The organism is Streptomyces sp. NRRL F-4489 (assembly GCF_001509485.1).
Lineage (GTDB): Bacteria > Actinomycetota > Actinomycetes > Streptomycetales > Streptomycetaceae > Streptomyces.
The window spans coordinates 62,991-75,056 of record NZ_LLZI01000112.1 but is presented as its reverse complement, the minus strand read 5'-3'; the positions used below and the strand labels follow the sequence as shown (position 1 = coordinate 75,056).

General features: G+C 72.3%; 14 protein-coding genes. 8 read left to right on the top strand and 6 right to left on the bottom strand.

The genetic code is table 11. The features are described from left to right. Positions 1–65 precede the first annotated feature (65 nt). Together ADL22_RS10950 and ADL22_RS10945 are read left to right on the top strand one after the other, a co-directional pair. A complete protein-coding gene (locus tag ADL22_RS10950) occupies positions 66–1,256 on the top strand; it encodes a lycopene cyclase family protein (RefSeq protein ID WP_066976328.1) in 1,191 nt (396 codons plus the stop codon). Further along, positions 1,253–2,851 (top strand): FAD-dependent oxidoreductase, encoded by a 1,599-nt coding sequence (locus ADL22_RS10945; protein ID WP_066976325.1) that lies wholly within the window; start codon positions 1,253–1,255, stop codon positions 2,849–2,851. Before ADL22_RS10950 ends, ADL22_RS10945 begins: the two co-directional genes overlap by 4 nt. Here ADL22_RS10945 and ADL22_RS10940 read toward each other — a convergent pair. The 4 genes from ADL22_RS10940 to ADL22_RS10925 all read right to left on the bottom strand — a co-directional run bounded on the left by ADL22_RS10940 (position 2,808) and on the right by ADL22_RS10925 (position 4,503). Further along, entirely contained in the window at positions 2,808–3,242 is a 435-nt protein-coding gene (locus ADL22_RS10940; protein WP_066976322.1) for an ankyrin repeat domain-containing protein, read from the bottom strand. The two genes, ADL22_RS10945 and ADL22_RS10940, sit on opposite strands and share 44 nt — an antisense overlap. A 115-nt stretch (positions 3,243–3,357) precedes the next feature. Further along, entirely contained in the window at positions 3,358–3,606 is a 249-nt protein-coding gene (locus ADL22_RS10935; RefSeq protein ID WP_107116267.1) for a hypothetical protein, read from the bottom strand. Beyond that, entirely contained in the window at positions 3,603–3,893 is a 291-nt protein-coding gene (locus ADL22_RS10930) for a hypothetical protein (protein ID WP_066976319.1), read from the bottom strand. Before ADL22_RS10930 ends, ADL22_RS10935 begins: the two co-directional genes overlap by 4 nt. Positions 3,894–4,050: 157 nt before the next feature. Further along, positions 4,051–4,503 (bottom strand): winged helix-turn-helix transcriptional regulator, encoded by a 453-nt coding sequence (locus ADL22_RS10925; protein ID WP_066976316.1) that lies wholly within the window; start codon positions 4,501–4,503, stop codon positions 4,051–4,053. 212 nt (positions 4,504–4,715) lie between these two features. Here ADL22_RS10925 and ADL22_RS10920 point away from each other — a divergent pair, with 212 nt between their 5' ends. The 3 genes from ADL22_RS10920 (at position 4,716) to ADL22_RS10910 (ending at position 7,659) form a co-directional block, all read left to right on the top strand. Then, positions 4,716–5,942 (top strand): MFS transporter, encoded by a 1,227-nt coding sequence (locus tag ADL22_RS10920; RefSeq protein ID WP_066976313.1) that lies wholly within the window; start codon positions 4,716–4,718, stop codon positions 5,940–5,942. 135 nt (positions 5,943–6,077) lie between these two features. After that, positions 6,078–6,758, top strand: coding sequence for a hypothetical protein (locus tag ADL22_RS10915; RefSeq protein WP_066976310.1), 681 nt, complete (start codon positions 6,078–6,080; stop codon positions 6,756–6,758). Between the two features lie 265 nt (positions 6,759–7,023). Then, a complete protein-coding gene (locus tag ADL22_RS10910; RefSeq protein WP_079064015.1) occupies positions 7,024–7,659 on the top strand; it encodes a LysE family translocator in 636 nt (211 codons plus the stop codon). Here the strand turns inward: ADL22_RS10910 and ADL22_RS10905 are convergent. Together ADL22_RS10905 and ADL22_RS10900 are read right to left on the bottom strand one after the other, a co-directional pair. Further along, positions 7,656–9,290 (bottom strand): FAD-dependent monooxygenase, encoded by a 1,635-nt coding sequence (locus tag ADL22_RS10905; RefSeq protein WP_234430639.1) that lies wholly within the window; start codon positions 9,288–9,290, stop codon positions 7,656–7,658. The genes ADL22_RS10910 and ADL22_RS10905 overlap by 4 nt on opposite strands. A 103-nt stretch (positions 9,291–9,393) precedes the next feature. After that, positions 9,394–10,032 carry a TetR family transcriptional regulator gene (locus ADL22_RS10900; RefSeq protein ID WP_066976307.1) on the bottom strand — a complete coding sequence of 213 codons (639 nt, stop codon included), beginning with the start codon at positions 10,030–10,032 and terminating at the stop codon, positions 9,394–9,396. Positions 10,033–10,272: 240 nt separating this feature from the next. Here ADL22_RS10900 and ADL22_RS10895 point away from each other — a divergent pair, with 240 nt between their 5' ends. The 3 genes from ADL22_RS10895 to ADL22_RS10885 all read left to right on the top strand — a co-directional run bounded on the left by ADL22_RS10895 (position 10,273) and on the right by ADL22_RS10885 (position 12,054). Next, a complete protein-coding gene (locus ADL22_RS10895; protein WP_066976304.1) occupies positions 10,273–10,476 on the top strand; it encodes a hypothetical protein in 204 nt (67 codons plus the stop codon). A 290-nt stretch (positions 10,477–10,766) separates the two neighbouring features. Then, positions 10,767–11,165, top strand: a complete 399-nt coding sequence (locus tag ADL22_RS10890) for a VOC family protein (RefSeq protein ID WP_066976301.1) — start codon at positions 10,767–10,769, stop codon at positions 11,163–11,165. A 40-nt stretch (positions 11,166–11,205) separates the two neighbouring features. Then, entirely contained in the window at positions 11,206–12,054 is an 849-nt protein-coding gene (locus ADL22_RS10885; RefSeq protein ID WP_066976298.1) for an NAD(P)H-binding protein, read from the top strand. Positions 12,055–12,066 lie beyond the last annotated feature (12 nt).

The following is a 12,066-nucleotide window of genomic DNA, read 5'->3' as shown; positions in this document are numbered from 1 at the left end:
TGACCGCTCACGGAGCGACGCCCGCCTGTGCAGTACGGCGCCTGCCGCGGCCCGAGGAGGTACGAGTGCGCGACGCGCGGATCGCGGTCATCGGGGCCGGGGCCGCCGGCCTCTCCCTCGTCCGGCGCCTGGCCGCGCACGCCGACCCGCCCCCGGTGATCCTGCTCGACGCCCCGCCGGGCCCGCTGCGCCCGCCCGAACGGACCTGGTGCTTCTGGGAGGAGCCCGGGGGCGAGTTCGACGCCGTACTCACCACCTCGTGGTCCCGGCTGCGGGTGCGTTCCCGGGACGGCCGGGCAACCCTCGGCCGCCTGGCCCCGCTGCGCTACAAGATGCTCCGCTCCCCGGACTTCACCGCCCTGGTGGCCGCCGAACTGGCCAAGGCACCCACGGTCCGCCGGATCACGGCCACCGTCACCGAAGTCCGCGACACCCCCGGCGGAGCCCACCTCCACGCCCGCGCCACCGACGGCACCCCGCTCCACCTGCGCGCCCGCTGGGTCTTCGACTCCCGCCCGCTCCCCGCCCTCCCGCCCGCGCGCACCACTTTCCTCCAGCACTTCCGTGGCTGGTTCGTCCGCACCCGGGACCCGGCCTTCGACCCGGCGACCGCCGACCTCATGGACTTCCGCGTCCCCCAACCACCCCGCGGCCTGGCCTTCGGCTACGTCCTGCCGCTCGGCCCGCGCCAGGCACTCATCGAATACACCCAGTTCTCGCCCACCGCCCTCCCCTCCCAGGCATACGACGACGCGCTGCACCACTACGCCGAACGGATCCTGGGCCTGGGGGAGTTCACCCGCACCGGCACCGAAACCGGGGTGATCCCCATGACCGACGCGCCCCTGCACCGGCAGCGCGGCCACTCGGTGTTCCGCATCGGCACCGCCGGCGGCGCCACCCGCCCGTCCACCGGCTACACTTTCGCCGCCGTCCAGCGGCAGGCCCGCGCCATCGCCGCCGCCTGCGCCGCCGGCCGGCGCCCCGTACCGCCACCGTGCCACTCCCGGCGCGCCCGGACCATGGACGCCATCCTGCTCCGGGCCCTGGCCACCGGCCGGATCGACGGCCCGGACTTCTTCGCCGACCTCTTCCGCCACACCTCGACCCCGCGCCTGCTGCGCTTCCTGGACGGCCGCAGCCACCCCGCCGAAGACCTCGCCATCGGCCTGCGCACCCCCGTCCTCCCCATACTGCGCACCGCCGCCGAACTGCCGCTCCTGCGCCGCCGGACCCGCCCGGAGGCCCCCCGGTGACCCGCCGACCGCAGCCCCCGAACGCCCGCCGCGGCCGGGACCGCAGAGCGCAGATCATCCCGCCGCCGCCAGGCACCGCCCGCGTGACCGGCGCCCCGCCCTCCGCCGCGGTGATCGGCGGCGGTATCGCCGGCCTGGCCGCGGCCACCGCCCTCGCCGAACGCGGCGTCCGCGTCACCCTCTACGAACGCGCACCGCACCTGGGCGGCCGCGCCGGCGCGTTCCCGGTCGGCCTCCGCGACGGCACCACCGCCACCGTCACCCGCGGCTTCCACGCCTTCTTCCGCCAGTACTACAACCTCCGCGGCCTGCTGCGCCGGACCGACCCCGCCCTCAGCCGCCTCGTCCCCCTGCCCGACTACCCCCTGCGCCACCGCGACGGCCTGCACGACAGCTTCCGCCGCGTCCCCCGCACACCCCCCTGGAGCGCCCTCGGCTTCGCCGCCACCAGCCCCACCTTCCGCCCCCGCGACCTGCTACGGATGCGCCCCCTGGCGGCCGTCCCCCTCTTCGACGTCCAAGTCCCGTGCGTCTACGAGCAGTTGGATTCCGTATCCGCCCACGACTTCCTCGCCGCCCTCCGCTTCCCCCAGGCCGCCCGCCACCTCGCCTTCGAGGTCTTCTCCCGCAGCTTCTTCGCCGATCCCCGCCAACTGTCGGCCGCCGAAATGGCCATGATGTTCCACATCTACTTCCTGGGATCCAGCGAAGGACTCCTCTTCGACGTCCCCCGCGAGCCCTTCACCGACGCCCTGTGGAACCCCCTCGCCGACTACCTCCGGAGCCACGGCGCCACCCTCCACACGGCCACGGCCGTCACCGGCGTGACCCGGCCGCCCCAGGGCGGCTTCACCGTCTCCAGCACCCTCGGCGACCACCACCACGACGCCGCCGTCCTCGCCCTCGACACCGCCGGCCTGCGCGACCTCGTCGCCCGTTCGCCGCGCCTGGGCGACGATGCCTGGCGCGCCGGTATCGCCCGGCTCCGCACCGCCCCGCCGTTCCTCGTCACCCGCCTGTGGCTGGACCGGCCGGTGGCCGCCGACCGCCCCGGATTCCTCGGCACCAGCGGCTTCGGCGCCCTGGACAACGTCAGCGTCCTGGAACGCTGGGAAGGCCAGTCGGCCCGCTGGTCGGCCCGCACCGGCGGATCGGTCGTCGAACTGCACGCCTACGCCGTGGACCCGAACCGCGACCGCACCACCGTCCAGTCCCACCTGACCGACCAACTCCTCCAGATTTACCAGGAGTTGAGAGGCGCCACGATCCTCGACGCCGTCCACCAATGGCACGACGACTGCCCGCTCTTCGCGGCCGGCACCTACTCGGGCCGCCCCACCGTGCGAACCCCCGACCCGTACCTGGTCCTGGCCGGCGACCTGGTCCGCACCGACTTGCCGGTGGCCCTCATGGAACGCGCCGCGACCAGCGGCTTCCTGGCCGCCAACGCCCTGCTCGAACGCTGGGGCGTACGCGGCCAGCCCCTGTGGACCGTCCCCCGCCACGGCCGCTCACCCACCCTCCGCACCCTGGCCCGCGCCGCCGACCGCCTCACGCCTGGCGGGTACGGGTACGGATCGCCCCCGCCGCGGTGAGCAGGGCGATCGTTTCCGGATGGGGCCCGCCAACCGCCCAGTCAAGCGGCGCCCGACCGGTGCCTTGATCCTCCCGAAGGTTCGGATCGGCCCCGTGATCCAGCAACTCCCGCACCGCGTCCGCATGCCCCCAGCACGCGGCCGCACACAGGGGCGTGCCCTCCGTACCGTGCCCGCTCTCGGCATCCGGCGAGGCCCCGGCGTCGAGGAGCAGCCGCACGATCCCGGCCGCGCCCTGCACGGATGCCGCATACAGCGGCGTGGTGCCCTCCCCGTTCGCCCACTCCGGATCGGCCCCCGCCCGCAGCAGCGCCTGCACGCGAGGGGTGTCCTCCACCATGGCCGCCATGACGAGTCGCCCGGCCAGCTTCTTCCGCCGCCTCTGCTTCATGATCGCCGAGGCTGGCGAGGGGTCGGGCGGCCGTACCACTCATATCCATCTGCCGGCGACCGTTCCATCTGCCGGTCACCGTTCTCTCTGCCGGTCACCGTCTCCTCGCCGCGGCTCAGTGAATGATCCGGACGGCAGTGACGACGAGAACGGTCGAGCTGACGTAGTAGACGACGAACGCGCCGCCGACCGTGACCTCGCGGTAGTCACGGCCCCCGCGCTTGACCGAGGTCGAGCCGTGCCCGTACGGATCGTCGCCGAGCGTCTTGGCCATGGCCTGCTCGAACGCCGCGCGGGTCCGCGGCACCATCGCCTTCCGCGCGGCCTCGGCCGGGTCGGCGTACTGGATCCGGTACCGGCTCACGCCGCACCCGGGTGCCGCGCGTCGCCGTCCTGCGGAACGCAGCCGGTGAAGTCACCGTCGCGCAGCCGGGCCACGATCGCCTCGTCCTCGTTCTCGGCGGCGGCCGGCAGGGCCCACCGCGCCAGGACCCGGTGGAGATCCTGGGCCGGCGTCCGGCGGACCTCCGCGTCGAAAGCGGCGCGGTCCTTCTCGGGGAGCGCGGCGCGGATACCGTCCATCGTCGCCGGGACCTCCACCAGCTCCCCGTCGATCACGGTCTTCCACACCACCGCTGCGTACTCGCCCATGGCCAACCTCCTCGGCTACGGCCCACAAGCTACCGGGCGGGGGCCAGTCATGGCGACCGTCGCCGAGTACGGCCCGCGGCCAACCCGTCGACTCAGCTGTGCGTCCGCTGTTCCCGCACCTCAACGCCCCGTTCCGCCGGCGTGAGGGGCAGTGTCGTCAATCCTCCCGCACCTTCTCCACCACCGTGTCCTCCGGCTCCACCACCCGTCCGTCCGCCGCCCGGATCCGCAACGGGGGCAACGGGCGATTGGTCCGGCGGTCCAGCAGGCGGGAGTGGTCCTCGCCGGGGGTGAAGCACTGCTCCTCGCCCCACTGGCGCAGCGCGACGATCACCGGGAACAACGCGCGGCCCTTGTCCGTGAGGACGTACTCGCGGCGGGACCCGCCGTCCGGCGCGGGGACGGCGCGCAGCACCCCGGCCCCCTCCAGCGCGCGCAGCCGCGCCGCCAGGATGTTCTTGGCGATGCCGAGGCTGCGATGGAACTCCCCGAAGCGGCGGCTGCCGTCGAAGGCGTCCCGCACGATCAGCAGCGACCACCAGTCACCGATGGCGTTCACCGACCGGGCGACGGGACAGGGGTCGGCATCGAAACGGGTGCGAGCGACCACCCACGGCTCCTCTCCTCCAATTCCCCCGGGCATCTCCAGGAGTGGTTGCAACATGCTACCTCGCGCGACTACTGTCCCGACGGTAGCAAGTTGCAACCGACTGGAGGGAGTGCGCCATGGCGCTCCAATGCCCTGGTGAGGCCGCTGAGTTCGGTGAGGCCGCCGATTCCGGCGAAGCGGGGGTACGCACCGGGACGTCAGGACCCGCGCCCATGCCGGACGCCCACGCCTCACCCCACCCCTCACCCCCCGCCCGCCTCGTCCCCCTTCTCGCCCTCGCCTGCGGCAGCTCCGTCGCCACCGTCTACTTCTCCCAGCCCCTGCTGGTGACCCTCGGCGAGCGGTTCGCGATCGGCTCCGGACTGCTCGGCGCGATCGTCACCGTGACCCAACTCGGTTACGCGGTCGGCCTGTTGGCACTCGTACCGCTCGGCGACCTGCTCAACCACCGCCGGCTGGTCACCGGCCAGCTCGGACTCCTGGCCCTGGCCCTGCTGGCCGCCGGGCTGGCGCCGGGCGTGGCGGCCCTGCTCGGCGCGCTCGCCGTGGTCGGGCTGCTCGCCGTCGTCGCCCAGACCATGGTCGCCGCGGCGGCCGCCCTGACCCCACCCGCCCGGCGCGGCCGCGCGGTCGGAACGGTCACCGGCGGCATCGTCACCGGAATCCTGCTGGCCCGCGCCGCCGCCGGCGTCCTCGCCGACCTCGCCGGCTGGCGGGCGGTCTACCTGGTGTCCGCGGGCGCCACCGCCGTCCTCGCCGTACTGCTGCGCCGCGTCCTCCCCCCGGGCAAGCCGTCCGCCGGGGTGCCGCGGCCCTCGTACGGACGACTGGTGGCCTCCACCGTCACCCTGTTCGCCCGCCAACCGCTGCTGCGCGTCCGGGGCGCGCTCGCCCTCCTGGTGTTCGCGGCCTTCAGCACGCTGTGGAGCGGCGTGGCGCAGCCGCTCAGCAGTCCGCCGTGGTCGCTGTCGCACACCGCGATCGGCGCGTTCGGCCTCGCGGGCGCGGCCGGGGCCGTCGCCGCCGGAGTGGCCGGACGCTGGAACGACCGCGGTTACGCCCAGCGCACAACCGGCGCCGGCCTCGCCCTCCTCACGCTCTCCTGGATCCCCCTCGCCCTGACCGGGCAGTCGCTGTGGGCACTGGCGGCCGGCGCCGTCCTCCTGGACTTCGCCGTACAGGCCGTCCACGTCACCAACCAGACCCTGATCCACGCCGTCCGCCCCGACGCGGGCAGCAGGATCATCGGCGGCTACATGGTCTTCTACTCGGCCGGCAGCAGCCTAGGCGCCCTCGGCTCCTCCCTCGCCTACGCAACCGCCGGCTGGCCGGCCGTAACCGCCCTCGGCGCAACCTTCAGCCTCGCCGCCCTGCTCCTCTGGGCGACGACGCGCCACGCGGGGAACCCACCGCTAATGCACCAGCCGAACAAGGGCTGACGGGGCCGAGCAGTGGTTGACGGAGGGCTATGGGCGGGCCCAGCGAATCAACTTCCCCTCAGCCGCCGCTACTTGTGCTAACGTCGCTCTCTTCGCCGGTACGTCCGGACGGAGTCCCGTAAGGCGTCACGCCTCATGACCGACCCCCGCCAGCAGCTCCAGGATGCCTGGGACGCCTTGGATGCCGCCTTCGCGCCACTCGCCGAGTCGGCAGTCAGCCCCGTGGGCGGCTGCACCTTCTGCTACGCCGAATCCGATCTCGCAACGCTGACCGGCCCCGTAGCCGAGGTGGCGGAGGAGCTGATCCCCCGTGTCGCGCACGAGGTCCCCAGTCACTGGGACGACTTCCACGGTCTGTACCGCCGGCTGATGCCCCGGATCCTTCGCCGCCTTGTCGCGGACGATCTGGACCACAGTCTGGTGGCCTCCCGGCTGATCGCCGCCGACTGGCGAGCCTGGCCCGCTCCGGAGCGTTCGGCGCTGGAGGGGTTCTGGGTCGCCTGGTGGCGTTCCTTCCTGCACACGTACCCCGGCGTCGGCCACGTCACCGACGTACTGGAGATACTGTCGGCCACCGCAGGCGCCCCCGGCCCCTGGCTGGCGCTCTGGGCCGAAACCCGCACCGAGGCAGCGGACCAGCACCTCAACGACGCCATCAACGATTGGCTCATCGAGGACGAACTCGCCGATCTCCACTTCGGCTTCTACGGCGAGGTCCACGCCACCCCTGAACTCCTGCCCTGGCTTCTGCGGCTGGAGGCCAACCGCGTCGGGGCCGATCAGCTAGGGGAAATCGAGCGCATCGCGCAGGGCTGAGCGGTGGGGCGGGGTGCCGCCTGCGGAGGGCCGTTCGTGTCGTGGTCCGCGACTGGCTACGGGAGGTCCGAGCCGGTAGCCGTTGGCGGTACCTGCGGCCGGCCACGGCTCCGGCGAGGGCCACCAGCGCGGGCCGCGCGTTCCATCGTCGCAGTCCAGGGGCCCGTCCGGCGGATCCTGGGCGGCTCTAAACTGCCGGGAGGGCGGGGCCGAACGAGGTCCGTGCCCGCTCGCACCGGTTGTGATCGAAGGTCAGGAGGCTGCCGTGACGACTGCTGTCGTCAGCTTTTCGCTGTTCGCCCTGTTGGTGACGATGGCGCCGGGGCCGGACACGCTCCTGGTGCTGCGGAACTGCCTGCGCGGCGGTCGCTTCTCGGGCATCGCGACCGCGCTGGGTGCGGCGGCCGGCTCGCTCGCCTGGGCGGTGGCCGCGGCCGTCGGCCTGGCCGCAGTACTGCAACGGTGGGACGTGGCGTTCACCGCGATCCGCCTGGCGGGCGCCGCGTATCTGATCTTCCTCGGTGTGCAGAGTCTTTGGGCGTACCGCCGCGGCGCCGGGGGCCGACCGGAGGTTCCCGGGAAGCCGACCGGCCCCGTCCCAACCACTGGACGAGCCTTCCGCCAGGGAGTGCTGAGCTGCCTGCTCAACCCCAAGGTGGGCATCTTCTTCGTCGCCGTGGTCCCGCAGTTCCTGCCGAACGGACACTCGGCGCTGTCCGCGACCTTGGTGCTGGGCGTCATCGACGCGGCGATCGCCGCTCTCTGGCTGACGCTGGTGGCGGTGTTCGCAGCGCGGATGATGACCTGGCTGCGTCGCCCGCGAGTGAACACGGCCCTGGAGCGAACCGCCGCCGGCGTTCTGGTGGCCCTGGGTATTGGCACGGCCGCCGAGACGGTTTAGTTCCCCGTCGGGGTCTTCGACGGAGCGATCCACCGCTGGAACGCTGTGCGCAAGCCGGCCAGTTCTTCCCGGCCCGGGCGACGCGATTCCGATGCCCAGGCCACGTAGCAGTCGGGGCGGAGGAGCAGGACGGTGGGTGTGGGTGTGGGTGAGGGGGTGGATGTGGGTGCGGAGGCGGGTGTCTGGGGAGAGCCGGGAGTGGAAGTGGACGGCCGTGCGGTGACGATGTCGACGTGTTCGTGCTGGTCTGCCAAGGCATCGGCGGCCGAGGCGTCGTCGGTCAGGTCGAGGAGCAGCGGGCGCGCGGACCTGGTGAGTTCAGCGAGGCGCACGGTGCCGGTGGGAATGCGTACGTGCAACTCCGGGGCGAAGTGGCCGGTCAACGGGTGGGCGTCCGGAGCGCCCATGTCGTAGCGGACGTCGGCGCCCGCGAGGAGGTCGGCCAGGTGTTGCACGGTGTCCCGCTGGCCGAGGAGTTCGGTGAACAGCCGGCGGAGGGCGGTGACGTCGCTGCCCGGTGCCAGGAGTGCCGACTGGGCCTGGGCGTTCATGACCATCCGGTGGGCGGCCGGCCGGCGTTCGGTGTCGTAACTGTCGAGCAGACCGGCCGGTGCGGCGCCGCGTATCTCGGCGGCGAGCTTCCAGCCGAGGTTGACGGCGTCCTGGAGCCCGAGGTTGAGCCCCGGACCGCCGCCGGAAGCGTAGACGTGCGCGGCATCACCGACGAGGAAGATCCGGCCGTCCCGGAACCGTTCCGCGACGCGGGTGTTGCCACCGGTCAGCCGGCGCAGCACGTGCGGACCGTCCCCGGTGGGCGGCCCGATCGGCAGTTCGGCGCCGAGCACGCGGCGGATACTGGCCTGGAGTTCATCCAGGCTCATCGGCGCATCGGCCGGTGGCTGGTCCCACTCCAGGGTGCTGATCAGGGGCGGATGGCCAGGCAGCGGTGCGTAGGTGAACCCGCCCTGGTCGGTGCGGTGGGGCGCGAACGGCAGGACGGTGCCGAATCCGGGAACGTTCAAGGCGCCGGTGGCGGGGTCCACCCAGCTCTCGCCCGGGAGCGTGACGTGGGCCGAGCGGGTGGTCGTCCGGTCGTAGCTGACGCCGGGGAATCCGATCCCGGACAGCTTGCGGGTGGCGCTGTGCCCGCCGTCCGCGCCGACCACGTACCGTGCCTGGAGCTGGTACGGGCCGTTCGCGCCACTGGTGACGTCGAGGGTGACGGTGCCGTCCTCCTGCGCCAGGCCGACGAGTTCGTGGCCGCGCCTGATGTCCACGCCGAGTTCCGTCGCCCGCTCGGTCAGGACTTCCACGATGCGGTGTTGGGGTACCGGCAGGCCGTACACCGGGCTGTGCTCCAGCAGACCGAGATTCAGGCTCATCGCGGCGAACATGAAATACGCGGAGTTCGCCACGGGAGGCTCGGCACTGCCGCTCAGGCGCTCGTACAGTCCGCGGTGGTCGGCCAGCCGCACCACCTGCCCGAGCAGGCCGTTGGCTTTCGGCTCGTTGGCCGGCTCCGGAAGACGCTCCAGTACGGTCGAGCGGACGCCGGCCAGGCTCAGTTCGCAGGCGAGCATCAGTCCGTTCGGACCGCCTCCTACGATGACGACATCGCTGATCACGGGCATGTTCTCCTCCGTTGGCGGGGTGGGGTGGGGTGAAGTGCGCGGTGGAGCCGTGGAGCACGTAGCCGCCCGGGGGGGCTGACTGACTGGGCGGTCGGCCGGCTTGCTACGGGACCGGCAGTCCCCTGGCGAGCTGTTCGAACACCTCGGTCAGTACCGGCCCGAGAGGAGTCGGGGAGTCCGCGCGCAGACAGTGCTCGACGGCGACCGCGCTGCCGGCGCTGACCACCGCGGCGACCAGCTTCGGATACAGGTCGCGGGTCGCGTCCGTGCCGGTGCGTTCGGCGATCGCCTTGGCCAGTTCGTCCTGTGCGGCCGCGTTGGCCTTGACGACCTCGCCCTGCAGCGCCGGTTCGGCCAGCATCAGCCGAAGCCCGTCCTGCCAGCGCCGATCGTGCGCCGATCCGCCGCCCGCCGCGGCTGCCGCATCTCCCGCTGCGAACTGGGACTGCACGGCGTGGACGATCGAGTCCCACAACGGCTCGGCGTCCGGACGGTCGCGCAACTCGTCCGCGATCCGCAGCATGCGCTCCAGGTGACCGGCGGCGATGGCCTCCGCCTTGCTGGAGAAGTAGTTGCGGAACGTTCGCACGGACACGTTCGCCGCGGCCGCGATGTCCTCGACCGTCACGTTGTCCCAACCACGTTGGATGCACAGGCCGATCGTGGCCTGACTGAGCGCGACCCGCGTCGCCCTCTTCTTGCGCTCGCGCAACCCGAGTGGGGCGTCGTCTTCGTGTGGCATGCGGGCAGCTTAGCAATTCTTGCCGATCCGGCAAGTTTTCCGAGTAGGCAAATTTATGAGGAGGGGGAGGGAGGAGGCGGCGAGGGCGCGCCACCACGCACGCCAGGTCCTTCCTTCCTGCCTGTCTTTCCTCCCTCCCGCAGATCGTTTCTCGACGTGGGGTGAGTCGTTGAACGGTCTGGAGTTGTCCGAAGCAGACGGGCTTCGGACAGGAAGAGAAGGAGCGCGACTGTGCGCCGAATGAGTGCCTTGCTGGTTGCGGCCGCCGCCATCGGTGGCGTGATGACGGGGGCGGCTGCCGCCCATGCCGCGGACAAGCCCCCGTTCCCGTACGCCGACTGCATCCACGCCGCCGTGAAGCAGAAGGGGGAGTCGCCGAAGTACGCCCGGTGGCACTGCAACCTGCTGGTGCAGAAGGGCTGGGTGAAGAAGCCGGGGACGTGACGTAGCCGGTCTTGCGGTAGGCGTGCCCGAGGATCCTGCCCGAGTCGCACGCCCACTGACGTAGCGTCAGGTGGGTTGCGTTCGGGATGGGCGCCTCGGGCACGCCTGCGTGTGAGGGGAGGGGTCCGGGTCTCCGTGACGGTGGTCGAGAGCGACCGAGTGATTCGGCGGCCAAGTAGGGAGGTAGCGTGGTGGGTTGCGCAGCTTCCGCGCTGTGGCGACTGCTGTGGCGACCGCTGCGCCGACCGTCCTGCCCGGCGTGCTGAACGAACGAACCCGGAGGTCCAGGCATGATCGATCCCACGGCGCAGGTCCGCGTGGCCAGGCCCTCGCGGGACCTTGCCGCGGCCGAGCACTTCTACGTCGCGGGCCTTGGGCTCGATGTGCTGTGGCGGGGCACCAAGCGGGCCCCGGGCGAACACGATCTGCTGATGGTCGGCCGTCCCGGCGCGGCCTGGCACCTCGAACTGACCCGGGACCCCGACGGCCCGCGGGAGCCCACCCCGACCGCGGACGACCTGTTCGTCATCTATCTGGGGTCCCCGGTGGACGAAGCCATGGTGGACCGCCTGGTTTCCGCAGGCGGGACCCGGGTCCCCGCACACAACCCCTACTGGGACGAACACGGGGTGACCGTCGCTGACCCGGACGGATACCGACTGGTGCTGTGTTCGCGCAGTTGGGGATAGGAGACGGAATACCGCAGGCAGTGCCGCGCCTTACCTGACCATGAGTGAGATTCTTGTGACGGGTGCGACGGGCAACGTCGGCCGAGTGGTTGTGGAAGAGCTCGTAGCGGCCGGTGCCGCCCCCGTGCGCGCCGTGGTGCGTCGGCCCGAAGCGGCTGGGCTGCCGGGTGAGGTCCGGGTGTTCGGCGGGGACCTGTCCCGGCCGGAGTCGTTGGAGGCGGCCCTGAAGGGCAGCGATACGGTCTTCCTGGTGTGGCCGTTCCTGACGGCCGAGGGGGCGCCCGCCGTATTGGAGGCGATAGCGCGGCAGGCCCGCCGCGTCGTCTACCTCTCGTCATCGGGGGTGGATGATGCCGCCGGCCGGCAGACCGATCCCATCAACCAGCTCCACGCCGATATGGAGCGCCTGATTGCCGCCTCCGGCCTGGGATGGACGGTCCTGCGGGCCAACACCATCGCGTCCAACGCGCGGGGCTGGGCGGAACAGATCCGCGCTACGGACGCGGTCCGCGGGCCGGACATCGCGGCCACGGCCGTGGTGCACGAACGCGATATCGCCGCCGTGGCGCGCCGCGTGCTGACGGAGGACGGGCATGAGGGCGCGACGTACGTGCTGACGGGCCCCGAGGTGCTGAGCCGGGCCGAACAGGTACGGGCGATCGGCGAGGCGATCGGCCGCCCGGTGCGCTTCGAGAGCGTACCGGTGGCGGTCGCGCGGCAGCGGATGCTTGCCGACGGACGACCGCCCGTCTTGGTGGAAGCCCTGCTGGCCAGTGCCGAAAGCCGGTCCCGATCGGACGTCGTCACGTCCACGGTGGAAGGGCTCACCGGGGCGCCGGCGCGCTCATTCCGCACGTGGGCCGAGGAGCACGCCGACATATTCCGCTGAGGCGGTGGGGCC

Coding starts and splice junctions, on each gene's coding strand:
- ADL22_RS10885 (WP_066976298.1), top strand. CDS start 11,206: ATGAGTGAGATTCTTGTGACGGGTGCGACGGGCAACGTCGGCCGAGTG.
- ADL22_RS10920 (WP_066976313.1), top strand. CDS start 4,716: ATGCCGGACGCCCACGCCTCACCCCACCCCTCACCCCCCGCCCGCCTC.
- ADL22_RS10900 (WP_066976307.1), bottom strand. CDS start 10,032: ATGCCACACGAAGACGACGCCCCACTCGGGTTGCGCGAGCGCAAGAAG.
- ADL22_RS10895 (WP_066976304.1), top strand. CDS start 10,273: ATGAGTGCCTTGCTGGTTGCGGCCGCCGCCATCGGTGGCGTGATGACG.
- ADL22_RS10905 (WP_234430639.1), bottom strand. CDS start 9,290: ATGCCCGTGATCAGCGATGTCGTCATCGTAGGAGGCGGTCCGAACGGA.
- ADL22_RS10915 (WP_066976310.1), top strand. CDS start 6,078: ATGACCGACCCCCGCCAGCAGCTCCAGGATGCCTGGGACGCCTTGGAT.
- ADL22_RS10940 (WP_066976322.1), bottom strand. CDS start 3,242: ATGAAGCAGAGGCGGCGGAAGAAGCTGGCCGGGCGACTCGTCATGGCG.
- ADL22_RS10930 (WP_066976319.1), bottom strand. CDS start 3,893: ATGGGCGAGTACGCAGCGGTGGTGTGGAAGACCGTGATCGACGGGGAG.
- ADL22_RS10890 (WP_066976301.1), top strand. CDS start 10,767: ATGATCGATCCCACGGCGCAGGTCCGCGTGGCCAGGCCCTCGCGGGAC.